The sequence below is a fragment of the Streptomyces sp. NPDC050743 genome (assembly GCF_044456925.1).
GTDB lineage: Bacteria > Actinomycetota > Actinomycetes > Streptomycetales > Streptomycetaceae > Streptomyces.
Genome location: NZ_JBITGJ010000005.1, coordinates 168,739 through 195,227, shown reverse-complemented (window position 1 = coordinate 195,227; position 26,489 = coordinate 168,739). Strand labels below are relative to the sequence as shown.

Here is a 26,489-nt window from a genome sequence, read left to right as displayed (position 1 = left end):
CGGCCTCCTACGCCGCGACCAGATACGAGAAGACGGACTCCAGGGACTCGTCGGACGGCGAGACCGTGAGCAGTCGGATGCCGTGGTCCCTGGCGACCCTCGGCAGCAGGGCGGTGAAGCGGCCGAAGTCGACGGCCTGGATGCGCAGTGCGCCCTCGGTCAGGTCGACCTCGATGCCCGCCGTCGAGGGGTCGGCGATCAGCGCAGCCGCGAGGGCGCGGTCGTCGCTGGAGCGGACCAGGTAGCGGTGCGGGCGGTCGGTCATCAGCCGGCGGATCTTGCGGAAGTCGCCACTGGCGGCGTGCCTGCCCGCGACGACGACCTCGATGTGCCGGGCGAGCTGTTCGACCTCTTCGAGGATGTGCGAGGAGAACAGCACCGTGCGGCCCTCGTCGCCCATCTTCCGCAGCAGGTCCATCAGTTGCATGCGCTGGCGCGGGTCCATGCCGTTGAACGGCTCGTCCAGCAGGAGCAGCGACGGGTCGTGGACCAGCGCGCTCGCCATCTTCACGCGCTGCCGCATGCCCTTGGAGTACGTGGAGATCTTCCGGTCCTGCGCGTACTCCATCTCGACCGTGGCGAGGGCTCGCCTGGCGGCCTTGTCGCCGAGGCCGTGCAGCTCGGCGTTGGCGACGACGAACTCGCGGCCGGTGAGGAAGTCGTACATCGCCTCGCGCTCGGGGACGATGCCGATGTGCCGGTAGATCCGCTCGTTGCGCCACACCGGCTGTCCGTCGAGGGTGACCGTGCCGGTGGAGGGGGCGAGGAAGCCGCCCATCATGTTGATCAGCGTGGACTTTCCGGCGCCGTTGGGTCCGAGCAGGCCGGTGACGCCGGGGCCGATGGTCATGGTGATGTCGTTGACGGCGACCACGTTGCCGAACCAGCGCGAGACGTGGTCGATGCTGAGCGTGGTCACAGTCCCACCTTCTTGTAGCGGCGCATCAGCAGGCCGTAGCTGCCGGCGATCAGGGCGAGCACGACCAGGACGTAGACCAGGCCCTGCCCGGTCGACGGGTTCACCGCGCCGGGGTTGCGGGCGGTCGCGCCCAGGAAGGCCGACTGGACGCCGTCGATGAGCGTGACCGGGGAGAACAGGCCGATCCAGGGGATGGCGGAGGTGTGGTTCTGCACATCGGCGATGGCCTGGAGGGTGCTGACCGCTCCGTAGGAGATGACGAGCACGGCGATCACGGCGGCGATGCCGAAGCCGCGGCGCGGGGTGACGGCGGCGATGACCAGGCCGATGCCGGCGAAGAGCAGGGAGAGCAGGGCCACGGAGACCAGTCCCTCGGCGAATTCCTTCGTCTGGTGGGCGAAGCCCAGCTTGGACAGCAGCGCGCCCACGTACATCACGAGCAGGGGAGCGGCGGTCAGGATGAAGATCGCCGAGGCGAGCGAGGCGAACTTGGCGCGCACGTAGTCGGCGGTCTCGATGGGCCGCGAGAAGTACAGCGGGACCGTCTTGAAGCGCAGGTCGCGGGAGACCGACTGGGGTGCTTGCGCGGCGACGTACAGGCTGATCACGGCCTGCATCATGATCCCGTAGCGGGTGTAGGCGACCGGCAGTTCATGCGCCTTGGTGAAGACGGCGACGGCCACCATGATGGCCGCGGGCACGCACATCACGGCGAACAGCAGCATCGGCAGCACCTTGGACTTGGCCGAGCGGCCGAGGCCGTAGGCGCCGCGCAGGGACTGCGCGTACAGCGAGCGGCGGGCGTAGGCGCGGCCGAGGCGCGGGCCGTCGTAGCCGCGGTAGCCGATGTCGTGGATGCGGGTCTGGTCGCCCGCGGGTGAGGTCAGGGGCTGCAAGGGGTGCTCAACCGCCATGGCGGACGGCCTCCTTCGGCTGCTCGTCGCCGCTGTGCTCGGCGCTGCTGGTGAACACCTCGGAGATGTGGTGCCGGCGCTGCTCCATGCGCACCAGGCCGAGGCCGAGGTCGGCGACGACGTCCCGGACCAGGTCGTACGTCTCCTCGCCCTGGGCGGTCAGCAGCAGGATGTGTCCGGCGCCGGGGAGTCCGGCGCCCTCGTTCTCGGTCTCCACCCCGCGCGCGTGGAGCGCGTCGCGGACCGCGCGGGTGCCGTCGGGGTGGGTGTCGCTGTCGGTGACCTCGATCGCGAGGGTGGTCGTGGTCTGGGTGAAGTCGGTGGTGGAGCTGGAGCGCAGGAGCTTGCCGCCGTCGATGACGACGACGTGGTCGCAGGTGCGCTCCAGTTCACCGAGGAGGTGGGAGGTGACCAGGACCGAGATGCCGAAGTCGGTGTGGATGCGGCGGATCAGGCCGAGCATCTCGTCCCGGCCGACCGGGTCGAGGCCGTTGGTCGGCTCGTCCAGGAACACCAGCTGCGGGTCGTGCACCAGCGCCTGGGCGAGCTTGACCCGTTGCTTCATGCCGGTCGAGTAGCCGCCGATGGGGCGGTAGCGCTCCTCGTACAGTCCGACGTGGCGCAGGGTGTCCGCGGTGCGCTCACGCGCGGCGGCGGGCGGCAGGCCGGACATGCGCGCCATGTGGACGACGAACTCGGTGGCCGAGACGTCGGGCGGCAGGCAGTCGTGCTCCGGCATGTAGCCGACGCGCTCGCGGATGGCGCCGCCCCTGGAGGCGACGTCGAGGCCGAGCACCTCGGCGCGGCCCTCCGTGGCGGGGGACAGACCCAGCAGGATCTTGATCAGGGTGGACTTGCCGGCGCCGTTGGCTCCGACGAGTCCGGTCACACCGGCTCCGATGTCCACGGACAGCCGGTCGAGCGCGGTCACCCGGGGGAACCGCTTGCTCAGGCTTTCGGTCGCGATCACAGTCACGCCTACGAAGGTAGTGATACATGCCACGCCGGTCGTCAGACCTCAGAGCCGTCTTCGCGTCAGACCCAAGTATTACGGGGCCCTAGGGGATGCCACGCCTAAGGGTTACCCCGGGTTCTCCACAGCCTGCCAGCCGTCCTATTGACGCGGCCTCTAACAACTGCCACATTCGCCAGTGTCAAGTTACGGACGAGTACGGCGGTCCACAGACGAGTCGGCGCATCGACGGGACGAGTCGGCGACGCGACGGGACGGGGCGGCATGACGACGGCAGTGAGCAGCGAACTCTCCGTGGAGTTGCGGGGGTTCAGGCGGGTGCAGCGCCTCGCCTACGAATGCGCGGAGGCGGTCGCGGCGCGGCTGGAGCCGGGCGTGACCGAGCGCGAGGCGGCGCGGATGCAGCGGGAGTGGCTGCGCGAGCGCGGGGTGCGGGACTGGTTCCATCTGCCCTTCGCCTGGTTCGGCGACCGCACGGCGTTCGTGAACTTCCGCGTACCGCTGCAGTTCTTCCCCACCGACCGCGCCCTGGAGCCCGGGATGCCGTTCATCCTGGACATGGCGCCGGTCTTCGAGGGCTACACGGCGGACATCGGCTACTCGGGCTCACTCGGCGTCAACCCGGTGCAGGACCGGCTGATGGCCGATCTGGAGGCGCACCGCGAGCTGATCCTGCGCGAGGTGCGCGAGCGGCGGCCGCTGCGCGAGATCTACGAGGACGTGGACCGGCTCATGGTCCGCCAGGGCTACGCCAACCGGCATCGCGCGTACCCGTTCGGTGTGATCGCCCACAAGGTGGACCGAGTGAAGCAGCGCCGCTTCTCCCCCCACGTGTTCGGATTCGGCACGCAGTCCCTGAAGGGCCTGGCCTCCGACGCGCTGCACGGCCACCGCGAGGGCTGGTCGCCGCTGTGGTCGCCGTACCGCTTCTCCGACCATCCGCCGCGGCCGGGTCTGTGGGCGGTCGAACCGCACCTCGGCTTCCGGGGCACGGGTGCGAAGTTCGAGGAGATCCTCGTGGTCACCGACTCCAAGGACCCCGGGGAGAGCGCGTTCTGGCTGGACGACGAGCTGCCGCACGTGCGGCGCTGGGCGGAGGAGAAGTGACGGCGGGTGGGTCGGAAGGAGTGACGGCGGACGTGACGCCGAAGGGTGCGCGGGAGCGCCGGGTGGCGACCGGCGGGATCGAGCTGTGTGTGGCCGAGCTGGGTGACCCGGAGCAGCCCACGGTGGTGCTGGTGCACGGCTACCCGGACAGCAAGGAGGTCTGGTCCGAGGTCGCCGTCCGCCTGGCCGACCGCTTCCACGTGGTCCTGTACGACGTCCGGGGCCACGGCCGTTCGACGGCGCCGAGGCCGCTGCGCGGCGGCTTCACGCTGGCCAAGCTCACCGACGACTTCCTGGCCGTCGTGGACGCGGTGAGCCCGGACCGCCCGGTCCACCTCGTCGGGCACGACTGGGGCTCGGTGCAGTCCTGGGAGTTCGTCACGGTCGGCCGCACCGAGGGCCGGATCGCCTCCTTCACCTCGATCTCGGGCCCGTCCCTGGACCACTTCGGGCACTGGATCAACGCGCGCGTACAGCGTCCGACGCCCCGCAGGGTGGGCCAGCTCCTCGGCCAGGGCGCCAAGTCCTGGTACGTGTACCTGCTGCACACTCCGGCCCTGCCGGAACTGGCCTGGCGCGGCCCGCTCGGCAAACGCTGGCCGAAGATCCTCCAGCGGGTCGAGAAGGTCCCCGGCGGCGCCTACCCGACCCCCTCCCTCGCCTCCGACGCCGCGCACGGCGCCTGGCTGTACCGGGACAACGTCCGCGCCCGGCTGCTCAGGCCGCGCCCGGACGCGTACGCGCACGCGCCCGTGCAGCTCATCACGCCCCAGCAGGACGCGTTCCTCTCGGAGCGCCTGTACGACGACCTGGAGCGGTGGGTGCCCCGGCTGACCCGCCGCACGCTCCCGGCCAAGCACTGGGTCCCGCGCACCCGCCCTGATCAACTCGCCTCTTGGATCGAGGAATTCATCATGTCCGTGGACGGCGGGCGCCCAGAGCCCAAGGCAACCGGCCGGCACGCCGACCGGTTCGGCGGCCAGTTGGTCCTGATCACCGGGGCCGGCAGCGGCATCGGCCGGGCCACGGCGTTCGCGTTCGCGGAGGCCGGCGCCCGCGTGGTGGCCGTCGACCGCGACGCCGAGGCCGCCACCCGCACCGCCGAGCTGTCCCGGCTGATCGGCGCCCCCGACGCCTGGGCGGAGCCGGCCGACGTCTCCGACGAGCAGGCGATGGAGAAGCTCGCCGAGAAGGTGCACCGCGAGTACGGCGTGCTGGACGTACTGGTCAACAACGCGGGCATCGGGCTGTCGGGCTCCTTCTTCGCCACCACCTCCGAGGACTGGCGCAGGGTCCTGGACGTCAATCTGTGGGGTGTGATCCACGGCTGCCGGCTCTTCGGCGCGCGGATGGCCGAGCGCGGCCAGGGCGGCCACATCGTCAACATCGCCTCGGCGGCGGCGTTCCAGCCCTCCCGGGCCCTGCCCGCCTACGGCACCTCCAAGGCCGCGGTGCTGATGCTCTCCGAGTGCCTGCGGGCCGAACTCGCCGGGCAGGGCATCGGGGTGAGCGCGATCTGCCCCGGCATCGTCAACACGAACATCACCTCCACGGCCCGCTTCGCGGGAGTGGACGAGGCTGAGGAGCGGCGCCGCCAGAAGAACTCGGCCCGCCTGTACGGCCTGCGCAACTACCCACCGGAGAAGGTCGCCGAGGCCATCCTGGACGCCGTGGCCCGCAACAGGGCGGTCGTGCCGGTGACGCCGGAAGCGCGGGGCGCGCATCTGCTGTCGCGTTTTCTGCCGGGAGCGCTGCGGGGGCTGGCACGGGTGGAGCCGAAGTTGTAACTACCCGGGGGTCGCACTCACTTGGGGAGTTGCAGTGCCCGCCGCCGCTTCGGATCACCAGCCGCGCCGAGTCACCAAGAGTTCTGCTTGGCCGTCGAGTTACACCGGTCCGCCGTGTCGCTGTCCGCTGTCGCAAGTCACCCAAGGGAGTTGATGGTCAGATCGCCGAGTACGTCTTCGCGCGCTACCTGGACGCACCCGGTCACCGTACGGACGCGCACACGGTGGAATCGGCCATACTGGTACGTCGGCTGCGCCCTCTGGCCCAGCAGACCGTGAAGGCTGAACTCGTGGGTGCGACAGCCACGTTGGTGACCGACGTCCGCGCACACACCTGGGGGTGGCGATCCTGCGAAGAGCACTCCGGCCGCTCGCCTCACTGAGGCGATCCGGGCCCCAGACAAGCCTGTTGGAAGTGAATATGTTGCCAAATCCGGCTCTCCTGTCGCTTCCGTGGGTCGCTGACCAGGGCTGATGCAGAGAACACGCCGTACCCGGGATACGTTTCGACTGCTGAAGGTACGAAACGGAAGAACCTGGATACGGCGTGCGATCTTCAAGGATATGGACTCGGTTGCTCGGTGTCGAAAGGACCGTGATCGAGGGGGTCGAGGTCGAGGAATCCGAGGCTGACGAGATCAACCCTGGGGACGTGCTGATCGTGGTGCATGCCCGCCCCGCACGCGGGCGTCGGCTGCGCTGCGGGGTCTGCGAGCGGCGGTGCGGCAAGTACGACAACGGGGAGGGGCGGCGTCGCTGGCGGGCGCTGGATCTGGGCACGCTGCGGGCGGTGATCGAGGCGGAGGCGCCGCGGGTGTTGTGTCCCGAGCACGGCGTGACGGTGGCCTCGGTGCCGTGGGCCAGGCACGGCGCCGGGCACACACTGGCCTTCGACGACACGGTGGCATGGCTGGCCACCTGCTGCAGCAAGACCACCGTCACCCAGCTGATGCGGATCGGCTGGCGCACCGTCGGCAGCATCTGCGAGCGGGTCTGGGCCGACGTCGAGGCATCGGTGGACCTGTTTGCCGGACTGCGGCGGATCGGCATCGATGAGATCAGCTACAAGAAGCGGCACAAGTACCTCACCATCGTGGTCGATCACGATTCCGGGCGCCTGGTGTGGGCCGCGGCCGGCCGGGACAAGGACACCCTGCACACCTTCTTCGACGCCCTCGGCGCCGAGCGCGCCGGGAAGATCACGCATGTGTCGGCGGACGGCGCCGAGTGGATCGATGCCGTCGTTGCGGCCCGCTGCCCGGGTGCGGTGCGCTGCATGGACCCGTTCCACGTCGTGAAGTGGGCCACCGACGCCCTCGACGTCGTCCGCCGGGACGTGTGGAATGCCGAGCGAGGTGGCAAGGGCCGGACCACCCGCGGCTCGAAGTCGCTGAAGAAGGCCCGCTTCGCGCTATGGAAGAACCCCGAGGATCTCACCGCCGGCCAGCAGGCCCAGCTCGCCTTCATCGCCGCCGCGCACCCCCTGCTGCACCGCGCCTACCTCCTCAAGGAGGGCCTGCGTATGGCGTTGAAGCAGGGCAAGGACGCCACCGAGGTGCTGTGGGACTGGGTGATCTGGGCCCGCCGCTGCCGCATCCCCGCCTTCGTCGACCTCCAACGCGCCATCGTCCGGCACTGGGACACCATCATCGCCGCGGCCGAGCACAACCTGAGCAACGGGCTGATCGAATCCACGAACACCAAGATCCGGCTCATCACCCGCCTGGCCTTCGGGTTCAAGAGCCCAGACGCCCTGATCGCCCTGGCGATGCTCAGCCTCGGCGGACACCGCCCGCAGCTACCAGGCCGTCAACTCGCATAACCCCACCCACGGAAGCGACAGGAGAGCCCCAAATCCATCACATTGGTCGCTGAACGTGAGGTAACGGCCCGTACCTTGACTTGTTCGGCCTCATGCACCTCACAATGCAAGGAAGTTACCGAATCACCCTAATGCGCACGTCACTTGTCCACAGAATCGTCAATTCCCCCTGTGGATAACACCACTTGGTTGTGGACCAAACCTACGAGCAAAAAGAACCTGCGTGATCCATGTCTCTCCCGCACCCTGGACGCATGGACGAAAGACGCACCGTGAAGGTGTCGAAGTACCTCTCGAAACACCTGCGCCACCAGCCGGAGCGCATCGGGCTCACCCTGGACCAGGGCGGCTGGGTGGAGATCGACACGCTGATCGCCGCGGCCGCCGCCCACGGCTTCCGGTTCACGCGTGAGGAACTGGACCACGTGGTGGCCGCCAACGACAAACAGCGCTTCAAGATCGAGGGCAGCCGGATCCGCGCCAGCCAGGGCCACAGCATCGAGGTCGATCTCGGGCTGCCCCCGGCGACCCCGCCGCCGTATCTCTACCACGGGACCGTCGCCCGCAATCTGGACGCGATCCGGGCGGACGGCCTCAGGCCCATGAGCCGGCACGACGTCCACCTCTCCGCCGACCGCGAGACCGCCACCCGGGTCGGCGCCCGGCGCGGCCGCCCCGTGGTGCTCACCGTCGACGCCGGAGCCATGCACCGCGACGGCCACGTCTTCCATGTCAGCGCCAACGGCGTCTGGCTGACGAAGGCCGTACCCCCGCGCTACCTGCGGTTTCCTGGACCGCACTGAATGTTCGGCCCTCTGCTTGCCCCGGCCCTCGGCTGACAGCCGCGCCCGACCGCCGTCATGATCAGTGATATGGACCACCCGCCCGAACATCCCGAGCACCTGCCGACCACCGAGTCCGCCGTCGCCGCGCTGCGCGCCCTCGCCGCCCACTACGCCCGCGAGATCGAGGTGACCCACGACATCGGCGCCGACCAGATCTCACGCCGCAGCGCCGCGGGCATCGGTGTGATCACCGACCCCGACGGCTCCCTGCCGCACGAGGCGTACGTCGAGTTCGGCGGCGTGCCACGGGTGAGCGTGCGTCTCTACCCGGAGGACGACGCGCTGATCACCGTCGAGGGCATCGAGTGCCCCGACATCCCGCGCGACGACGTGCCCGCCTTCCTCCGCTCCGTCTTCGAGGGCCTCGCCCATGTCAAGGCGCGCCGCTTCCCGCCCGGCTACCGCCTCGTCGTCCCGCTGCCCGGCGACCGCACGCACAAGGAGTACGTCCCCATGGCCCTGCTCAGCCCGTGGCTGAGCAGCCGCGTATGGTGACCGTTTGGTCCGTCGTCCGTGGGTCCGCTTACTCTCGGACCCATGAGTCTGCGTCTGAGCACCGTGATCCTGCCGTACCGCCGCTGGAGCGAGGGCGGCCGTTCGGCCTGGGTGCGGGCCGAGCAGCTCGGCTTCCACACGGCGTACACCTACGACCACCTGTCCTGGCGCAGTTTCCGTGACGGCCCGTGGTTCGGCGCGGTCCCGACGCTGACCGCCGCCGCTGCCGCCACCGAGCGGCTGCGCCTCGGCACGCTGGTGACCTCGCCGAACTTCCGGCACCCGGTGACCCTCGCCAAGGAACTGATCTCCCTCGACGACGTCTCCGGCGGCCGGATCACCCTCGGCATCGGCGCCGGCGGCACCGGCTTCGACGCGACGGCGCTGGGCCAGGAGCCGTGGAGCCCACGCGAGCGCGCCGACCGGTTCGCCGAGTTCGTGCCGCTGCTGGACCGGCTCCTCACCGAGGACGCGGTGACGCACGAGGGCCCCTTCTACTCGGCGCACGAGGCCCGGAACATCCCGGGCTGCGTGCAGCGACCCCGGCTGCCGTTCGCGGTGGCGGCCACCGGACCGCGCGGCCTGAAGCTCGCCGCGCGGCACGGCCAGGCGTGGGTGACCACCGGCGACCCGAAGCTGTACGAGAACGGCACCCCGGAGCAGTCCGTCGAGGCCCTGCGCGGGCAGATCGCCAAGCTGTCCGAGGCCTGCGCGGACGCCGGGCGGGACGTGACCGGCCTCAACAAGATCCTGCTCACGGGCTTCACCCCGGACCGGGCCCGGCCGCTTCAGTCCCTGGACGCTTTCGTGGACTTCGCCGGCCGGCACCGGGAGCTGGGCTTCACCGAGATCGTGATCCACTGGCCCATCCCGGACTCCGACTTCGCCGCGGACGAGAAGGTCTTCGAGCAGATCGCCATGGAGGCCACCGCCCAGCTGGACTGATCGGTACGCCGGCGAGGCGCGACGTCATCTCTGTCTCATCTGCGCGGAGTTCCGCACGGCCGTGCGGGCATATGCGCGAGAATGACCGAGTGACCTCAGCGACCAGACAGCCCGGGACCCCGTCCGCCGCCGTACGGCCGCGGCTGATCGCCACCGACCTCGACGGCACCCTGCTGCGCGACGACAAGTCGGTCTCCCCGCGGACCGTGGCCGCGCTGGCCGCCGCCGAGGAAGCGGGCATCGAGGTCTTCTTCGTCACCGGCCGCCCCGCCCGCTGGATGGACGTCGTCAGCGAACACGTCCACGGACACGGCCTGGCGATCTGCGGCAACGGCGCCGCCGTGGTCGACCTGCACGGCGGCCCCGGCGCCCACCGCTTCGTGAAGGTACGCGAACTGGCGCGCGCGAACGCCCTGGACGCCGTGCGGCTGCTGCGCGCGACGGCACCCGGCACGGTGTTCGCGGTGGAGCAGACGTACGGCTTCCACCAGGAGCCGGACTATCCCAAGCTGCACATGGAGATACCGGACAACCTCCTGCCCGCCGAGCGTCTCCTCGCCCCCGACGGCCCGGACGCCGACCAGCCCGTGCTCAAGATCCTGGCCTACCATCCGGATCTCGACCCAGACGCCTTCCTCACCCTCGCCCGGCTCGCGATCGGCGGCCGGGCCAACGTCACCCGCTCCAGCCCCAGCGCCCTGCTGGAACTGAGCGGCCCCGACGTCTCCAAGGCCAGCACGCTCGCCCTGTGCTGCGCCGAGCGGGGTATCTCGCACGAGGAGGTCGTCGCCTTCGGCGACATGCCCAACGACGTCGAGATGCTGACCTGGGCCGGCCAGTCCTACGCGATGGGCAACGCCCACCCGGACGTCATCGCCGCCGCGTCGGGCCGTACGGTCGCCAACAACGAGGACGGCGTCGCGGTCGTGATCGAGCAACTGCTCGCCGAGAGCATCTGAGGCACCGCCGAGCCTGCTGCGGTCCTCGCCGAGCGCTTCGGCCCGCCGCCTCGGGTCCCATGGAGACCGGGGCGGCGAACCGTGGTCACCGTCACCGCGCTCCGACCAGCGACTCCGCCTCGGCCTCCCGCCGCGCGAGCGCCCGCAGCGGCCCGTCCACCGCGAGGAGCTCCGCGTAGGTTCCCCGCTGCACCGCCCGGCCCGCGTCGAGCACGATCACCTCGTCCACCGCCTCCAGCCCCGCCAGCCGGTGCGTGATCAGCAGCGTCGTACGGCCCTCCGTTGCAGCCAGCAGATCCGCGGTCAGTGCGTCGGCCGTCGGCAGGTCCAGATGCTCGGCGGGCTCGTCGAGGACCAGGACGGGGAAGTCGGCCAGCAGGGCGCGGGCCAGCGCCAAACGCTGCCGCTGACCGCCGGACAGCCGGGCCCCGTGCTCGCCGACCAGCGTGTCCAGACCGTCGGGCAGCCCGTCCACCCAGTCCAGCAGCCGGGCCCGGTCCAGCGCCCGGCACAGATCGGCCTCGGTGGCGTCCTTCCTGGCCAGCAGCAGGTTCTCGCGTACCGAGCTGTCGAAGAGATGCGCGTCCTGCGCACACAGCCCGACGAGTCGCCGTACGTCGTCACCGGCCAGCGCGTACGCGTCCACACCGGCGAGCGTGTACGAGCCCTCCTGCGGGTCGAGGAAGCGCAGCAGCACCTGGGCGAGGGTCGTCTTGCCGGCGCCGGACGCCCCGACCACCGCGATCCGCCGCCCCTCCTCCAGGGTGAGATCGAAGCCGACCAGCGCGTCCTGCCGCTGCCCCTCGTACCGCGCGGCCAGACCCTTGACGACCACCGGGAACGGCGAGGCGGGCGCCTGCCGGGGCCGCTCGGGCTCGCGCACGGGCTCCGGAGCGTCCAGCACCTCATGGACACGCTCCGCGCTCTGCCGCACCCGCTGCCGGTGGCGCACGGCGAGCGGCAGTCCGAGTACGCCCTCGAAGGCGGCCAGGGGAGTGAGGACGACCACGGCCATCGCCACACCGCTGAGCCGGCCCGCGGCCACCGCCTGGGCGCCGAACAGCGCGGCCGCCGTGACGGTCAGGCCGGAGACCAGCGCGGTGAGCCCGTCACCGAGCGCGGTCACTGCGGCGGCCCGCGAGGCGATCCGGGTGAGGGTGCCGTCGGCTCGCCGGGCCGCGTCCGTACGGGCGGGCAGCGCGCCGGCGACGGTCAGCTCGGCGGTGCCGGTGAGCAGATCGGTGACCCGGGTGGCGAGGGCGCCCCGGGCCGGGGCCAGCCGTCGCTCGGTCCGCCGGGCCACGGTCGCGGTGACCAGCGGGACGCCGACGCCGGCCGCCACGAGGCCCGCCGCGAGGGCGGCCCCGGCCTCGGGGAGCAGCCAGGCCGTGAAGCCGACGGAGGCGGCGGAGACGACGAGGGCGACCGACGCGGGCAGCAGCCAGCGCAGCCAGTAGTCCTGGAGCTCGTCGACGTCCGCGACCAGCCGGGTGAGCAGATCACCGCGCCGGGCGCTTAGCAGCCCCGCCGGCGCCAGCCGCTCCAGCCGCCGGTACACGGCGACCCGGGTGTCGGCCAGCATCCGCAGCACGGCGTCGTGCGACACCAGCCGCTCGGCGTACCGGAACACGGCCCGCCCGATCCCGAAGGCCCGCGTGGCCGTCACGGCCACCATCAGATACAGCACCGGAGGCTGCTGCGACGCCCGCGAGATGAGCCACCCCGAGGTCGCCATCAGCCCGACGGCACTACCGAGCGCAAGGCTGCCGAGCACCAACGCCCACACGAGCCGCCCGCGCCGCGGCCCGGCAAGCGCACGAACCCGCGCCAGCACACGCCGGGACCGCGCCGAGGCCCCCGCGACCGAGCCACTCTCCAACGGCCCGCGCAGACCCGCCGACGAGCCAATCTCCCCGTGCCCCGGCCGAGCCCGCTCCGACCCACCATCCAGCCGCCCAGCCCCGGAGCCCTGCGAGTCGCCATCCAGCCCACCGAGTCGGGTGGCGAGAGGGCGAGGACGGGGGTCCAAGGGGCGGAGCCCCCCGGAAAGGCGGCTGCTCGGCGCACTCGACAACTCGGCGCTCTCCAGCCGCACCACTCGATCCGCAACCTCAAGCAAGGCCGGCCGGTGCACCACCAACAGCACGGTTCGGCCCACCGAAAGCTTCCGGACCGCCGCCACAACCTCCGCCTCCGTGCCCCCGTCCAGCGAGGCCGTCGGCTCGTCCAACAGCAGCACGGGCCGGTCGGCGAGGAACGCCCGGGCAAGAGCCAACCGCTGCCGCTGCCCCGCCGACAGCCCGGCCCCGTCCTCCCCGAGCACGGTCTCCGTCCCCTCGGGCAGCGCCTCCACGAACTCCAGCGCACCCGCGTCCCGCAGCGCCCGCCGTACGGCACGGTCGTCCGCGTCGGGCCGCGCCAGCCGCACGTTCTCCGCGATGGTCCCGGCATACAGATGCGGCCGTTGCGGCACCCACGCGATCCGCGACCGCCACTCCTCCAGATCGAGTTCGGCCAGATCGGCTCCCCCGACCCGCACCCGCCCCTCGCTCGGTGAGACGAACCCGAGCAGCACGTTGAGCAGCGTCGACTTGCCCACCCCGCTCGGCCCCACCAGCGCCACCGTCTCACCGGGCTCGACACTGAACGACACATCCGTCACGGCGTCCACCGAACGACCGGGATAGCGAACAGTGACCCCCTCGAAGGCCACAGCGCCAGACGGAACCGCACCCGTGCCGAACGCCGGAACCGGCGTCCGCAGCACGTCGAAGATCTCCTCCGCCGCAGCCAGACCCTCCGCCGCCGCGTGGTACTGCGCACCGACCTGCCGCAACGGAAGGTAGGCCTCGGGCGCCAGCACGAGGATCACCAGGCCGATGTACAGATCCATGTCACCGTGCACGAGCCGCATGCCGATCGTCACCGCGACCAGGGCGACCGACAGCGTGGCGAGCAACTCCAGCGCGAAGGAGGAGAGGAAGGCGATCCGGAGGGTCCGCAGGGTGGCCTGCCGGTACTCTCCGGTGATCCGGCGAATGGACTCGGCCTGCGCCTTGGCCCTGCCGAACACCTTCAGCGTGGGCAGTCCGGCGACCACGTCGAGGAAGTGCCCGGACAACCGCGACAGCAGCCGCCACTGACGGTCCATCCGGGACTGGGTGGCCCAGCCGATCAACACCATGAAGAGCGGGATGAGCGGCAGGGTGCCGACGATGATCGCCGCCGACACCCAGTCCTCGGTGACGATCCGCGCCAGCACCGCGACCGGAACGACCACCGCGAGCCCTAGCTGCGGCAGATAGCGCGAGAAGTAGTCATCGAGGGCGTCCACCCCGCGCGTGGCCAGCGTGACCAGCGAACCGGTGCGCTGCCCGGCCAGCCACCCGGGACCGAGCGCCGCCGCCCGGTCGAGGAGCCGCCCCCGCAGTTCCGACTTCACCGCCGCGCTCGCCCGATGGGCGGCGAGTTCGGTGAGCCACGCGACGATCGACCGACCCACGGCCACGGCGGCCAACAGCAGCAGAGGCGTACGCAGTTCGGTGACGGACTGCCCGTGCTGGAACGCACCGACGACGACCTCGGCGATGAGCATCGCCTGGGCGATGACCAGCCCTGCGCCGACGGCCCCCAGACCGACGACCGCCCCGAGGAAGAAGCGCGTGGCGCGGGCGTAGCGCAGCAGACGTGGATCGATTGGTTTCACGTGAAACGTACCCTTCGGCCCAGAGGGTGTGTTTCACGTGAAACACACCCTCGACGGACTCAGTGCGCGGCGCCGGCCGCAGCATCGGGAGCGATGTGCTGCGTACCGATCCGCTTGCGGAAGACCCAGTAGGTCCAGCCCTGGTAGAGCAGGACGAGAGGCGTGGCGATGGCCGCCAGCCACGTCATGATCTTCAGGGTGTAGGGGCTCGACGAGGCGTTGGTGACCGTCAGGCTCCAGTCCCCGTTGAGCGTCGACGGCATGACGTTCGGGAAGAGCGACAGGAAGAGCATCGCCACGGCGGCGACGATGGTGACGCCGGACAGCGCGAACGCCCATCCCTCACGCCCGAACTGGTTGGCGGCCAGCGCGGCCGCCAACGCGGCGACCGCTACAACGAGGGCCACCAGGCTCTTGCCGTCACCGCTGTCTGCCTGCGTCCACAGCAGGAAGCCGACCGCCACGACGGCCGCGACGAGACCGACCCACAGTGCCAGCTTCCGCGCCCGCACCCGGATGTCCCCCACGGTCTTGAGCGCGGTGAAGACCGCTCCGTGGAAGGTGAACAGGGTGAGCGTGACCAGGCCGCCGAGCAGGGCGTAGGGGTTGAGCAGGTCCCCGACGGTGCCGACGTACTCGAAGTGCTGGTCGATCTTCACACCCCGCACGATGTTCCCGAAGGCCACGCCCCACAGGAACGCCGGGATCAGCGAGGTCCAGAAGATGGCCGTCTCCCAGTTGCGCTGCCAGTTCTCCTCGGGCCGCTTGGCCCGGTACTCGAAGGCGACACCCCGGACGATCAGGCAGACCAGGATGATCAGCAGTGGCAGATAGAAACCCGAGAAGAGGGTGGCGTACCACTCGGGGAACGCAGCGAAGGTCGCACCGCCTGCCGTGAGCAGCCACACCTCGTTGCCGTCCCAGACGGGCCCGATGGTGTTGATCAGCACCCGGCGCTCCGGCCGGTTGCGGGCCAGCAGCTTGGTGAGGATCCCGACCCCGAAGTCGAAGCCCTCCAGAAAGAAGTAGCCGGTCCACAGGACGGCGATCAGGACGAACCAGACGTCGTGAAGTTGCATGACTGTCCCCCCGGCCTAGTACGAGAAGGCCATCGGCTTGTCGGCGTCACGGGTCTCGCCGCCGATCTTCGTGGGCGGGTTGAGGTCGGCCTCGGTCAGCTCGGGCGGGCCGGCCTTGACGTACTTCGCGAGCAGCTTGACCTCGATCACGGCGAGGATCGCGTACAGCGAGGTGAAGATGATCATCGAGGTGAGGACCTCGGCCTGGGAGACACCGGGGGAGACCGCGTGCCGGGTCTGCAGGACGCCGTAGACGACCCACGGCTGGCGGCCCATCTCGGTGAAGATCCAGCCCCAGGAGTTGGCGATCAGCGGGAAGGCCAGGGTCCAGCTCGCGATGCGCCAGTACCAGGGCGTGAGCCTGGGGCTGAGCGCCTTGTTCTTGAACAGCACCAGATGCGGCACCTCGTCCTCGCCGACCCGCAGATGCTGCGGCAGCATGAACTTCTTGCGGGTCAGCCACAGTCCGGCCAGGCCGATGGCGAAGGAGGCCATACCGAAGCCGATCATCCAGCGGAAGCCCCAGAAGGCGACCGGGATGTTGGGCCGGTAGTCGCCCGGGCCGAACTTCTGCTGCTCGGCCTTGTTGACGTCGTTGATGCCGGGAACGTACGAGGTGAAGGAGTCGTCGGCGAGGAAGGACAGCAGGCCCGGGATCTCGATCGCGACGGTGTTGTGGCCCTTCTCCACGTCGCCGTAGGCGAAGATCGAGAACGGTGCCGGCTTCTGGCCGTCCCACAGCGCCTCGGCGGCCGCCATCTTCATCGGCTGCTGCTTGAACATGACCTTGCCGAGGGTGTCGCCGCTGACCGCGGTGAGCAGGCCGGCGATGACCACGGTGACCAGGCCGAGCCGCAGCGAGGTCTTCATCTCGCGGATGTGCTTCTTGCGGGCCAGGTGATAGGCGGCGATGCCCACCATGAAGGCGCCGCCGGTCAGGAAGGCCGCGGACAAGGTGTGGAAGGCCTGGCTGAGGGCGGTGTTCTGGGTGAGCACGGCCCAGAAGTCGGTCAGTTCGGCACGGCCCTTCGCCTTGTCGATCTTGTAGCCGACCGGATGCTGCATCCAGGAGTTGGCCGCCAGGATGAAGTACGCCGACAGGATCGTGCCGATCGAGACCATCCAGATGCAGGCCAGGTGGATCTTCTTGGGCAGCTTGTCCCAGCCGAAGATCCACAGGCCGATGAAGGTGGACTCGAAGAAGAACGCGATCAGTGCCTCGAAGGCGAGCGGGGCGCCGAAGATGTCACCGACGAAGCGGGAGTAGTCCGACCAGTTCATGCCGAACTGGAACTCCTGCACGATGCCTGTGACCACACCCATCGCGATGTTGATCAGGAAGAGCTTGCCCCAGAACTTCGTCGCCCTGAGGTACTTCTCCTTCTCCGTGCGCACCCAGGCCGTCTGCAGCCCGGCCGTGAGGGCGGCCAGGGAGATCGTCAGCGGGACGAACAGGAAGTGGTAGACGGTGGTGATGCCGAACTGCCAGCGCGCCAGTGTCTCCGGCGCCAGAGCCAGGTCCACGTCGTCACTCTCCTTACTACGCCGTGGTACAGCGGCGATTCGCCCCGTCTGTCGCGTACATACGGGGCAAACGGGACGCACTTGTGAACGCGTTCACATTCACAAGCCATTATGACGTACCGATTTTCGGTCCGGTAGGGCGGGGTGGCCCTCCTGCCGCAACGTCAAGACCTTGGCAGCGAGTTCAACATCTTGTTGAATTGCGCGCCATGCAGATACGCATCTCCTGGCCCGCGGGAAACGTCACCGCGACCCTCGACGCAGACACCCCGACCACGCAGGCCCTCGCCAAGGCACTGCCTCTCACCTCCAGCGCCTGCACATGGGGCGAGGAGGTCTATTTCGACACTGGTATCGCCGTTTCACGTGAAACTGACGCCCGGCAGGTCGTGGAGCCGGGCACGGTGGCCTTCTGGACGGACGGCGACGCGCTCGCCCTCCCCTACGGCCCGACACCGATCTCGCGAGGCGACGAGTGCCGCCTCGCGAGCCCGTGCAACGTTCTTGGAAGCCTGGACGGGGATGCCCGCGTTCTGGCGACCGTACGAAACGGCGACCCCATCCGTGTGGAACGTGTGGAACTGATCGACAAGTAGAGCCCGCGCCGGGCTACAGCTCCTTGCGGAACGCCTCCGCCACCTTCAGGAAGATGTCGTTCGCCTCGGTCTCTCCGACCGTCACCCGCACACCCTCGCCCGGGAACGGCCGGATCACCACACCGTGCTGCTCACAGGCCTGAGCGAACGCGACCGTGCCCTCCCCCAGCCGCAGCCAGACGAAGTTCGCCTGCGTCTCGGGCACCGTCCAGCCCTGGGCGCGCAGCGCGTCGACCACGCGCGTGCGCTCACACACCAGCGAGCCGACCCGTCCGAGCAGCTCGTCCTCGGCCCGAAGCGAGGCGATCGCCGCTTCCTGCGCGAGCTGGCTGACACCGAAGGGCACCGCCGTCTTGCGCAGCGCCGCCGCGACCGGCTCATGGGCGATCGCGAAACCGACGCGCAGCCCCGCGAGCCCATAGGCCTTGGAGAACGTGCGCAGAACGCAGACGTTGGGCCGGTTCCGGTACAGCTCGACGCCGTCGGGCACCTCCGGGTCGCGGATGAACTCGCGGTAGGCCTCGTCCAGCACGACCAGGACATCGCCGGGCACCCGGTCGAGGAACCGCTCCAGCTCGGCCCGCCGCACCACCGTGCCCGTCGGGTTGTTGGGGTTGCAGACGAAAATCAGACGCGTCCGGTCGGTGATCGCGTCCGCCATCGCGTCCAGGTCATGCACATCGCCGGGCGTGAGCGGCACCTGCACCGACCGGGCACCGCTGATCTGCGTGATGATCGGATACGCCTCGAAGGAGCGCCACGCGTAGATCACCTCGTCACCGGGACCGCTGGTGGCCTGGAGGAGCTGCTGGGCGACACCCACCGAACCCGTGCCGGTGGCCAGGTGGGAGACCGGGACGCCGAAGCGCTCCGACAGCTCGGCCATCAGCCCGGTGCACGCCATGTCCGGGTAGCGGTTGAAGTCGCAGGCGGCCGCCGTCACACTCTCCATCACGCCGGGCAGCGGCGGATACGGGTTCTCGTTGGAGGACAGCTTGTAGGCGACCGGCCCGCCGGCCGCGGCGGGCTTGCCCGGCTTGTAGGTGGGGATACCCTCCAGCTCGGCGCGCAGCTTGGGGCTCGTCTCGCTCACCGCAGTCCTCCTCGCGACCACCGGCGGACCGTCGACGCCGCCGGCTTCCAATACTCCTCACCTTATGAGGATTCGGCCCCGGTGCGTACAGGTGGCGGCCCTGCAAAACGTGAACCCTGTCCGCCCCCGCGCCATCCCAGGGCATCACCGCACGAAGGCGTACGTTTCAGGGGGCGCGCCGTACATATATCTATGCGCCGGTGGCTCGCTCCGTAGCGCGCATCACCCGTGCAGGTGAGTTGAGACCTCTTCGAGACATCCGGCACTTGGCAGGTCCATACGCGTCACTACGTCACGTCCTGGCGCAGGATCGTTCAACTTCCTATCTTTCCAAGGCAGTTGACGCCGTATGACCATGCAGAAACGTGCCTGTCAACGCGTGCATATGCGTCCGCACTACCCCACCGCATGAGCCCTACTATCGGCTCGCCATGACAGCAGCAGGGAAGCACCAGGTGAGCCGCGCGGAAACCTCACGTCGAGGCAGCCGGCCGGGCCGGGCGGGCATCAGAGACGTGGCCGCCGCCGCCGGAGTCTCCATTACAACCGTCTCCGACGCCCTCAACGGCAAGGGCAGGCTCCCGGATGCCACCCGGCGCCACGTCCGTGAGGTCGCGGACCGGCTGGGATACCGTCCCTCCGCCGCCGCCCGCACGCTCCGTACCGGCAAGTCGGGGCTGATCGGCCTGACCGTGACGACGTACGGGGATGAACCTTTCACCTTCACGGAGTTCGCGTACTTCGCCGAGATGGCACGGGCCGCCACCTCGGCCGCGCTCGCCCGCGGCTACGCCCTCGTAATCCTGCCCGCGACCTCCCGCCACGACGTGTGGTCCAACGTCGCCCTGGACGGCACGGTCGTCATCGACCCCTCCGATCAGGATCCGGTGGTCAGCGAGCTCGTCCGGCAGGGGCTGCCCGTCGTCTCGGACGGCCGCCCGGCCGGCTCGCTGCCGGTCACCGCCTGGGTCGACAACGACCACGAGGCCGCCGTCCTCGGCATCCTCGACCACCTCGCCGCCGCCGGCGCCCGCCGCATCGGCCTGCTCACCGGCACGACGACGGACACGTACACCCACCTGTCCACCACCGCCTACCTGCGCTGGTGCGAGCGGGTCGGCCAGGACCCGGTCTACGAGGCCTACCCGGCACACGACCCGTGCGCGGGCGCCGTGGCCGCCGACCGGCTGCTCGCCCGCCCCGACCGGCCCGACGCCGTCTACGGCCTCTTCGACCCCAACGGCACCGACCTGCTCGCCGCCGCCCGGCGCTACGGGCTCCGCGTCCCCGACGACCTGCTGCTCGTGTGTTGCAGCGAGTCCATGGTGTACGCCAGCACCGAGCCGCCCATCACCACGCTCTCCCTGAAGCCCCGCCGCATCGGCACCGCGGTGGTCCAGCTCCTCATCGACGCCATCGAGGGCGTGGAGTCGGACCAGCCGGTCGAGCAGGTGATACCGACCGAGCTGATCGTGCGCACCTCCTCGCAGCGGCGTCCGCCGCGCACGACGGTCAGCCCACCACGGTCGCCGGACGGCAGATAGCGCCGGAAAGCGGGGCGCTCACCCCGTGCACGCACCGGCCGAGAGAGGGGGCTCGGCGGGCCGGCGACCGGCGGGCCGGGTGCTCGGCCGGTGCAGAGCCGGCCGAACACCTGACCAAACGGGGCGAAAGCCGCGGTGAACTGGCGTCTTGTTCCGATTCACCACCCCTGGGTCATCACACGGCGCGACGCGCATTCCTATGATGGGCCCACGACACCGCGGACCGCTGCGACCAGGCAGTCCGAAGGGGTGCACAGGCGGCGCGATGGTGGAGGGGTCTGATGACTCAGGGGGCCGGTCAGGGACCCGAAGTGGAGCGGACGGCGACGCTGCGCGACTTCCGGGTACCTGCGTACGTCCACGAGACCGGTCCGTATGCCCACACCGCCCACCCGGGCGACACCGCGCCGCCCGCGGACCCGGCGTACCCCGACGACTACACACCCACCCAGCGCGACCTCCCGGTCATCAACCGCACGGAGACGGCCCAGGTCCCCGTCGAGACGGCACCCGCGACCCCGGCCCCGCAGCCGGCGACCGGGCCCGGACCGCTGTTCGTCGTCGGAGACGTCCACGGGTACCTCGACGAACTGATGGCCGCACTGCAGGCGCAGGGGCTGATCGACGACTCCGGCCAGTGGTGTGCCGGCACCACCCGGCTGTGGTTCCTCGGCGACTTCACCGACCGCGGACCGGACGGCATCGGCGTCATCGACCTCGTGATGCGGCTGTCTGCCGAGGCCGCGGCGGCCGGCGGCTACTGCAAGGCCCTCATGGGCAACCACGAGCTGCTGCTGCTCGGCGCCAAGCGGTTCGGCGACACCCCCGTCAACTCCGGCGCGGGCACGGCCACCTTCCAGGCGGCCTGGCTGCTCAACGGCGGCCAGAAGACCGACATGGACCGCCTCCAGGACCACCATCTGCAGTGGATGGCCCGCCTTGACGCCGTCGAGGAGGTCGACGGCTATCTGCTCGTGCACTCGGACACCACCGCCTACCTCGACTACGGCGACTCCATCGAGGCGGTCAACGACACCGTCCGCGAGACCCTCACCCGCAACGACGCGGACGAGTGCTGGGATCTGTTCCGCAAGTTCACCAAGCGCTTCTCCTTCCGCGACGAGGGCGGCGCCGACGCCGTGCGCTCGCTCCTCGATACGTACGGCGGCACCCGCATCGTTCACGGTCACAGCCCGATCCCCTATCTCCTCGGCGAGGTCGGCTCCGAGGACGGCGAGGACGGCACCGGTCCCGTCGTGGAGGGCCCGCACGTCTACGCCGACGGGCTCGCCATCGCGATGGACGGCGGGGTGACCATGGCCGGAAAGCTACTCGTCCGGCAACTCCCCCTCGCCAACTGACCGTTCCGCCAGCGGCCGCCCCCGGCGGAGTGCCCGCAGGCCGGTGGGCAATTTCCGGCAACCCCCTGTCACCGTGTGCCGTGACGGCTCTACCATCGGCTTATCCGTAGCAGGCTCCCCTCCGTTTCTGCCCGACGGCTCGCCGGCGTGCGAGCCCCAAGCCCTACGGAGCATCGGGGGATGCACATGAACAGCGTTCCGCAGCACCTGCAGAGCGAGGACCGCCAGGAATTCGAGCGGCTCCTCGATGAGGCGCTGCGCTCCGCACCACAGCGACCGGAACTGGCCGCTGTCGGACAGCGGCTCAATCCGGAACAACTGCGCACCATGGCGCTCAACGCCACCGCACTGATAACGGCCGCCGCGGCGGCCGAATACCAGCACTATGTGAAGGTCCGCCAGGAACTGCGTCAGCCCGCGATGACTCCCTCGGCCTCCGGTGAGTCCGTTCCCGCGGACCAGAGTTCGGCCATCCCCGGGCTCGTCAGCAGTTTCGGCGAGGCCGCCGAGAGCACCGGCGCGGGTGCCGTCGCGGTCATCGCCGTACTGGCTCCCCTCCTCTCCGGAACCGCCGCGGCGATCTTCCTGCTCGTCGGATACATCCTGAAGACGCTGAGCCCCGGACAGGGCTTCGCCCAGACCATGCTCACCGCCGGGTGGGTGTTCAGCGCGGTGACCGCGGCCACGGTCCTCCTGGCCGCGGTCGGACTGCTCCTCACCGCCCTGCGCAACGGCAACTCGCCACAGGCCCAGGCACTGGACGCGGCGCACCGGGAACTGGACAGCGCCAGAGAGGCCTGGCGGGCCGCCCTGCTGGAGCGCGGCATCCTGCCGTTCCTCACGGAGGCACTGGCCGAACCCCGGCCAGCGGCTCCCCTGCACCACACGACCCCACCCGCCCCGCGCGGCCGCATGCCCCGTCTGGGGTACGACCGCCCCGGATTCAGCAGCCCCGACGACGGCACCCAGTCCGGCCGGCCGAGCTTCACCAGCCCGGACTACACGAGCCCGGACTTCGGCGGCCCGGAGCACCAGCCCGAGTAGCCCCACCGGCAGCCCGGACACGGCCCGCGCTCGCGACCGACGTGGGACCGACCGGGCGGCCCACCGGGGTGCCGGCGTCCCGGTGCCCTGACCGGCGCCGGCCGGGTCCGCGCTTCGCGTGACGCCTTGCGGCGGCTCGGAAACGCGGACGCTCGCGTCCGGCCTTCAGTCCGCGATCGGCAGGTACACCCGGTTACCCGCCGCCGCGAACTCCCTCGACTTCTGGGCCATGCCCTCCTCGATCTCCTCCTGGCTGCCGCCGTGTTGACGGCGGATGTCCTGGGAGATCTTCATGGAGCAGAACTTCGGCCCGCACATCGAGCAGAAGTGGGCCGTCTTGGCCGGCTCCGCCGGAAGGGTCTCGTCGTGGAACTCCCGTGCCGTGTCGGGGTCCAGAGCGAGGTTGAACTGGTCCTCCCACCGGAACTCGAAGCGGGCGTCGGACAGTGCGTCGTCCCACTCCTGGGCGCCCGGGTGCCCCTTGGCGAGGTCGGCCGCGTGCGCGGCGATCTTGTAGGTGATGACACCGGTCTTGACGTCGTCACGGTTGGGCAGGCCAAGGTGCTCCTTGGGCGTGACGTAGCAGAGCATCGCCGTGCCCCACCAGGCGATCATCGCGGCGCCGATGCCGGAGGTGATGTGGTCGTACGCCGGCGCGATGTCCGTGGTCAGCGGGCCGAGCGTATAGAACGGAGCTTCATCGCAGATCTCCTGCTGAAGGTCGATGTTCTCCTTGATCTTGTGCATCGGGACGTGTCCCGGGCCCTCGATCATCGTCTGTACGTTGAAACGCCTGGCGATCCGGTTGAGTTCCCCGAGCGTCCTCAACTCCGCGAACTGCGCCTCGTCGTTGGCGTCCGCGATCGAACCGGGCCGGAGGCCGTCGCCCAGCGAGTAGGTGACGTCGTAGGCGGCGAGGATCTCGCAGAGCTCCTCGAAGTTCTCGTACAGGAACGACTCCTTGTGGTGCGCCAGGCACCACGCGGCCATGATCGAGCCGCCGCGCGAGACGATTCCCGTCTTGCGGTTGGCGGTGAGCGGCACGTACGGCAGTCGGACGCCCGCGTGGACGGTCATGTAGTCCACGCCCTGCTCGGCCTGCTCGATGACCGTGTCCTTGTAGATCTCCCAGGTCAGTTCCTCAGCCTTGCCGTCGACCTTCTCCAGGGCCTGGTAGAGCGGCACCGTGCCGATGGGGACGGGGGAGTTGCGCAGCACCCACTCGCGGGTGGTGTGGATGTTGCGGCCGGTGGAGAGGTCCATGACCGTGTCGGCACCCCAACGGGTCGCCCAGGTCATCTTCTCCACCTCCTCCTCGATGGAGGAGGTCACCGCCGAGTTGCCGATGTTGGCGTTGACCTTCACCAGGAACCGCTTGCCGATGATCATCGGCTCGATCTCCGGGTGGTTGACGTTGGCCGGCAGCACCGCCCGGCCGGCCGCGATCTCCTCGCGGACGACCTCGGCGGACACGTTCTCCCGGATGGCCACGTACTCCATCTCCGGGGTGATCTCGCCCCGGCGTGCGTATGCGAGCTGCGTGACCGCCTCACCGGCCCGGCCCCGGCGCGGCTGGCGCGGCCGTCCGGGGAAGACCGCGTCCAGGTTGCGCAGTCCGCCACGCGGCGAGGTGTGCTTGATCCCGTCGTCCTCGGGACGGACGGGACGGCCCGCATACTCCTCGGTGTCACCGCGGGCGATGATCCAGTTCTCCCGCAACGGCGGCAGACCCCTGCGGACATCGGTGTCGACGAGCGGATCGGTGTACGGGCCCGAGGTGTCGTACAGCGTGACCGACTGCCCGTTGGTGAGATGCACCTGACGGACCGGCACGCGCAGGTCGGGGCGCGAACCCTCGATGTACGCCTTGTGCCAGCCGATGGACTTCCCGGCCTCCTGGGACTTCTCGCCCTGAACGGAGGCAGGCGTGCGTGCGTCCTTGTTGGTCATGAGACCTACTCCCTACGCCGGCATTACCCGGTAACAGGTTCGGCGGTCGACGCAGCGGTTTCCGTCTGTCGACACCCACGCGGAACATCGCCTGTTCCACGTGAAACATCGCGCCTACGGAGGTCAGCGCCCTCTCAGCCCGGTGCTCCGAGCTCCCGCGTGTGCAAAGGTGCCTCCACGCTAGCGTCATAAGTGGCGCGGTGAACAGTGGGCCCCTGCCGTTGTTGCGATGATCGGGCGGTGACCGGAATGCAGCAGTACCCATATCGGCCTCCCGAGCCGCGCCACCGACCGAGCTCGGGGCAGGGCGCCGACGGCCATGCCTCCGAGTGGGAGGGCAGCCGGGACGACGGCCGCGGTCATGGCCATGGGCAGTCAGACGGACACAGCCGCAGGCAAGGCCATGAGCAGGACCATGGCCACGACGATGGGCACGGACACGGTCATGGCGGCGGCCACAGCCACAGCCATGGGCCCGCCGCGCCCGTCTCCCGGCACCTGCGCAAGGTCATCGCCGCGGTCCTGGTCCCGTTCACCGTGGCGGTCGTCGTCGGCCTGGTCGTGCTCTGGCCCGGGGGAGCCCCGTCCCACAAGCGCAGTGGCGTCGGCTTCGACCGGGAGACCCAGCAGGCCACGGTCACCAGGGTCGTCGAGGTGAGCTGCAAGTCGGTGAACGCCTCCGGGGGCGCCCCGGCCGGCGACAGCTCCCCCGCCGCGGGCACCTCGGCGGATCAGGAGGCGAAGGGAAGCTGCAAGAAGGCGACCGTCCGGGTCGACACCGGCAAGGACAGAGGCCGTACGTTCGTCGAGATCGTGCAGCCGGACCAGAGCCGGCAGCTCAGCCAGGGGGAGAAGGTGGTGGTCGCCTACGAGCCCTCGGCGCCGAAGGACCTGCAGTACTCGGTGACCGACGTGAACCGGAAGTTCCCCATGACGCTGCTCGCGGGGATCTTCGCGCTCGCGGTCGTGGTGGTCGGCAGGCTGCGCGGCGTGATGGCGCTCGTCGCACTGGCGGTCAGTTTCCTGGTGCTGACCCTGTTCATCCTGCCCGCGATCCTCCAGGGTTCGAATCCACTGCTCGTGGCGGTGGTCGGATCGAGTGCCATCATGCTGCTCGCCCTGTACATGTGCCACGGCCTGTCGGCCCGCACCTCGGTGGCGGTGCTCGGCACACTGGTCTCGCTGCTGCTGATCGGCGTCCTCGGCTCGCAGTTCATCGGCTGGGCCGCCCTCACCGGCAACACGGACGACAGCACCGGCCTGATCCACGGCCTGTATCCGTCGATCGACATGAGCGGTCTGCTGCTGGCCGGCGTCATCATCGGCTCGCTCGGCGTCCTGGACGACGTCACCGTGACGCAGACGGCGGCGGTCTGGGAGCTGCACGAGGCCAATCCGACGATGGGCTGGCGCGGGCTGTACCGCGCGGGCATCCGCATCGGCCGCGACCACATCGCCTCCGTGGTCAACACCCTCGTCCTCGCCTACGCCGGCGCCGCGCTGCCGTTGCTGCTGCTGTTCTCGATCGCGCAGAGCGGTGTCGGGACCGTGGCCAACAGCGAGCTGGTGGCCGAGGAGATCGTGCGCACGCTGGTGGGCTCGATCGGTCTGGTCGCCTCGGTCCCGGTCACCACGGCGCTCGCCGCCCTGGTGGTCTCGGCCGACCGTCCCGGCCCGGACACCGCGGCACCGGCCGCGACGCGGCCCGTCCCGGCACGCGGTGGCCGCGGGCGCCGCCGGAAGCGGTAGGGCCGGGACGACACGAGCGGCGGTGGGCCCGCCCGAGGCCGACTCAAGCAAGCAGTGAGCCCGCCGGAAACCGACCC

At 70.1% G+C, this 26,489-nt stretch carries 20 protein-coding genes and 1 riboswitch; of the genes, 12 read left to right on the top strand and 8 right to left on the bottom strand.

What is annotated here, in order from left to right; all coding sequences use genetic code 11:
- Positions 1-7 precede the first annotated feature (7 nt).
- Genes ACIBJF_RS08335 through ACIBJF_RS08325 form a run of 3 tightly spaced genes read right to left on the bottom strand, consistent with a single transcriptional unit; the run spans position 8 to position 2,803 of the window.
- On the bottom strand, positions 8-919 hold the full coding sequence (locus tag ACIBJF_RS08335) for an ABC transporter ATP-binding protein (protein WP_399172916.1): 912 nt from the start codon (positions 917-919) through the stop codon (positions 8-10).
- Positions 916-1,833, bottom strand: coding sequence for an ABC transporter permease (locus tag ACIBJF_RS08330; RefSeq protein WP_399172915.1), 918 nt, complete (start codon positions 1,831-1,833; stop codon positions 916-918). The genes ACIBJF_RS08335 and ACIBJF_RS08330 overlap by 4 nt, the downstream gene beginning before the upstream one ends.
- Positions 1,823-2,803, bottom strand: a complete 981-nt coding sequence (locus ACIBJF_RS08325; protein WP_399173033.1) for an ABC transporter ATP-binding protein — start codon at positions 2,801-2,803, stop codon at positions 1,823-1,825. Before ACIBJF_RS08325 ends, ACIBJF_RS08330 begins: the two co-directional genes overlap by 11 nt.
- A gap of 267 nt (positions 2,804-3,070) precedes the next feature.
- Between ACIBJF_RS08325 and ACIBJF_RS08320 the strand changes: the two genes are divergently transcribed.
- From ACIBJF_RS08320 to ACIBJF_RS08290, 7 genes are all read left to right on the top strand, one after another.
- Positions 3,071-3,913 carry a M24 family metallopeptidase gene (locus ACIBJF_RS08320; RefSeq protein ID WP_399172914.1) on the top strand — a complete coding sequence of 281 codons (843 nt, stop codon included), beginning with the start codon at positions 3,071-3,073 and terminating at the stop codon, positions 3,911-3,913.
- Between the two features lie 32 nt (positions 3,914-3,945).
- The gene (locus ACIBJF_RS08315; protein ID WP_399172913.1) at positions 3,946-5,700 is read left to right on the top strand and encodes an SDR family oxidoreductase; all 1,755 of its coding nucleotides are present in this window, start codon (positions 3,946-3,948) and stop codon (positions 5,698-5,700) included.
- A 547-nt stretch (positions 5,701-6,247) separates the two neighbouring features.
- A complete protein-coding gene (locus ACIBJF_RS08310) occupies positions 6,248-7,522 on the top strand; it encodes an ISL3 family transposase (RefSeq protein WP_399172912.1) in 1,275 nt (424 codons plus the stop codon).
- Positions 7,523-7,776: 254 nt separating this feature from the next.
- Complete coding sequence (locus ACIBJF_RS08305) at positions 7,777-8,325, top strand: RNA 2'-phosphotransferase (RefSeq protein WP_399172911.1); 549 nt, start codon at positions 7,777-7,779, stop codon at positions 8,323-8,325.
- Between the two features lie 69 nt (positions 8,326-8,394).
- A complete protein-coding gene (locus ACIBJF_RS08300; protein WP_399172910.1) occupies positions 8,395-8,862 on the top strand; it encodes a hypothetical protein in 468 nt (155 codons plus the stop codon).
- A 42-nt stretch (positions 8,863-8,904) separates the two neighbouring features.
- Positions 8,905-9,807, top strand: a complete 903-nt coding sequence (locus ACIBJF_RS08295) for an LLM class flavin-dependent oxidoreductase (protein ID WP_399172909.1) — start codon at positions 8,905-8,907, stop codon at positions 9,805-9,807.
- 71 nt (positions 9,808-9,878) lie between these two features.
- Positions 9,879-10,766 carry an HAD hydrolase family protein gene (locus ACIBJF_RS08290; RefSeq protein WP_399172908.1) on the top strand — a complete coding sequence of 296 codons (888 nt, stop codon included), beginning with the start codon at positions 9,879-9,881 and terminating at the stop codon, positions 10,764-10,766.
- Positions 10,767-10,857: 91 nt separating this feature from the next.
- Here the strand turns inward: ACIBJF_RS08290 and cydD are convergent, their stop codons facing one another.
- The 3 genes from cydD to ACIBJF_RS08275 are packed head-to-tail and all read right to left on the bottom strand — an operon-like array spanning position 10,858 to position 17,075.
- A complete protein-coding gene (cydD, locus tag ACIBJF_RS08285) occupies positions 10,858-14,472 on the bottom strand; it encodes a thiol reductant ABC exporter subunit CydD (RefSeq protein ID WP_399172907.1) in 3,615 nt (1,204 codons plus the stop codon).
- 59 nt (positions 14,473-14,531) lie between these two features.
- Positions 14,532-15,551 carry a cytochrome d ubiquinol oxidase subunit II gene (gene cydB / locus ACIBJF_RS08280; protein WP_399172906.1) on the bottom strand — a complete coding sequence of 340 codons (1,020 nt, stop codon included), beginning with the start codon at positions 15,549-15,551 and terminating at the stop codon, positions 14,532-14,534.
- A 15-nt stretch (positions 15,552-15,566) separates the two neighbouring features.
- Entirely contained in the window at positions 15,567-17,075 is a 1,509-nt protein-coding gene (locus ACIBJF_RS08275) for a cytochrome ubiquinol oxidase subunit I (RefSeq protein WP_399172905.1), read from the bottom strand.
- A 209-nt stretch (positions 17,076-17,284) separates the two neighbouring features.
- On the opposite strand from ACIBJF_RS08275, the gene ACIBJF_RS08270 reads away from it, so the two are divergent.
- Complete coding sequence (locus ACIBJF_RS08270) at positions 17,285-17,671, top strand: cyclophilin-like fold protein (protein ID WP_399172904.1); 387 nt, start codon at positions 17,285-17,287, stop codon at positions 17,669-17,671.
- Between the two features lie 13 nt (positions 17,672-17,684).
- Here the strand turns inward: ACIBJF_RS08270 and hisC are convergent, their stop codons facing one another.
- The gene (hisC, locus tag ACIBJF_RS08265) at positions 17,685-18,764 is read right to left on the bottom strand and encodes a histidinol-phosphate transaminase (protein WP_399172902.1); all 1,080 of its coding nucleotides are present in this window, start codon (positions 18,762-18,764) and stop codon (positions 17,685-17,687) included.
- Positions 18,765-19,195: 431 nt separating this feature from the next.
- On the opposite strand from hisC, the gene ACIBJF_RS08260 reads away from it, so the two are divergent.
- From ACIBJF_RS08260 to ACIBJF_RS08250, 3 genes are all read left to right on the top strand, one after another.
- Positions 19,196-20,308 (top strand): LacI family DNA-binding transcriptional regulator, encoded by a 1,113-nt coding sequence (locus tag ACIBJF_RS08260; protein WP_351802813.1) that lies wholly within the window; start codon positions 19,196-19,198, stop codon positions 20,306-20,308.
- 281 nt (positions 20,309-20,589) lie between these two features.
- On the top strand, positions 20,590-21,669 hold the full coding sequence (locus ACIBJF_RS08255) for a metallophosphoesterase (RefSeq protein WP_399172901.1): 1,080 nt from the start codon (positions 20,590-20,592) through the stop codon (positions 21,667-21,669).
- A 180-nt stretch (positions 21,670-21,849) separates the two neighbouring features.
- Positions 21,850-22,713, top strand: a complete 864-nt coding sequence (locus ACIBJF_RS08250; RefSeq protein ID WP_399172900.1) for a hypothetical protein — start codon at positions 21,850-21,852, stop codon at positions 22,711-22,713.
- Between the two features lie 165 nt (positions 22,714-22,878).
- On the opposite strand, the gene thiC is transcribed toward ACIBJF_RS08250, so the two are convergent.
- Positions 22,879-24,663 carry a phosphomethylpyrimidine synthase ThiC gene (thiC, locus tag ACIBJF_RS08245; RefSeq protein ID WP_399172898.1) on the bottom strand — a complete coding sequence of 595 codons (1,785 nt, stop codon included), beginning with the start codon at positions 24,661-24,663 and terminating at the stop codon, positions 22,879-22,881.
- Positions 24,656-24,832: riboswitch (TPP riboswitch) on the bottom strand. (Overlaps the previous gene by 8 nt.)
- 71 nt (positions 24,833-24,903) lie before the next feature.
- On the opposite strand from thiC, the gene ACIBJF_RS08240 reads away from it, so the two are divergent.
- A complete protein-coding gene (locus ACIBJF_RS08240; RefSeq protein ID WP_399172897.1) occupies positions 24,904-26,412 on the top strand; it encodes a YibE/F family protein in 1,509 nt (502 codons plus the stop codon).
- Positions 26,413-26,489 lie beyond the last annotated feature (77 nt).

What these genes read in the sequence shown, in the direction of transcription:
- ACIBJF_RS08330 (WP_399172915.1), bottom strand. Translation starts at nt 1,833, where the DNA reads ATGGCGGTTGAGCACCCCTTGCAGCCCCTGACCTCACCCGCGGGCGAC.
- ACIBJF_RS08320 (WP_399172914.1), top strand. Translation starts at nt 3,071, where the DNA reads ATGACGACGGCAGTGAGCAGCGAACTCTCCGTGGAGTTGCGGGGGTTC.
- ACIBJF_RS08305 (WP_399172911.1), top strand. Translation starts at nt 7,777, where the DNA reads ATGGACGAAAGACGCACCGTGAAGGTGTCGAAGTACCTCTCGAAACAC.
- ACIBJF_RS08300 (WP_399172910.1), top strand. Translation starts at nt 8,395, where the DNA reads ATGGACCACCCGCCCGAACATCCCGAGCACCTGCCGACCACCGAGTCC.
- ACIBJF_RS08295 (WP_399172909.1), top strand. Translation starts at nt 8,905, where the DNA reads ATGAGTCTGCGTCTGAGCACCGTGATCCTGCCGTACCGCCGCTGGAGC.
- ACIBJF_RS08290 (WP_399172908.1), top strand. Translation starts at nt 9,879, where the DNA reads ATGCGCGAGAATGACCGAGTGACCTCAGCGACCAGACAGCCCGGGACC.
- cydB (WP_399172906.1), bottom strand. Translation starts at nt 15,551, where the DNA reads ATGCAACTTCACGACGTCTGGTTCGTCCTGATCGCCGTCCTGTGGACC.
- ACIBJF_RS08270 (WP_399172904.1), top strand. Translation starts at nt 17,285, where the DNA reads ATGCAGATACGCATCTCCTGGCCCGCGGGAAACGTCACCGCGACCCTC.
- ACIBJF_RS08260 (WP_351802813.1), top strand. Translation starts at nt 19,196, where the DNA reads ATGACAGCAGCAGGGAAGCACCAGGTGAGCCGCGCGGAAACCTCACGT.
- ACIBJF_RS08255 (WP_399172901.1), top strand. Translation starts at nt 20,590, where the DNA reads ATGACTCAGGGGGCCGGTCAGGGACCCGAAGTGGAGCGGACGGCGACG.
- ACIBJF_RS08250 (WP_399172900.1), top strand. Translation starts at nt 21,850, where the DNA reads ATGCACATGAACAGCGTTCCGCAGCACCTGCAGAGCGAGGACCGCCAG.
- thiC (WP_399172898.1), bottom strand. Translation starts at nt 24,663, where the DNA reads ATGACCAACAAGGACGCACGCACGCCTGCCTCCGTTCAGGGCGAGAAG.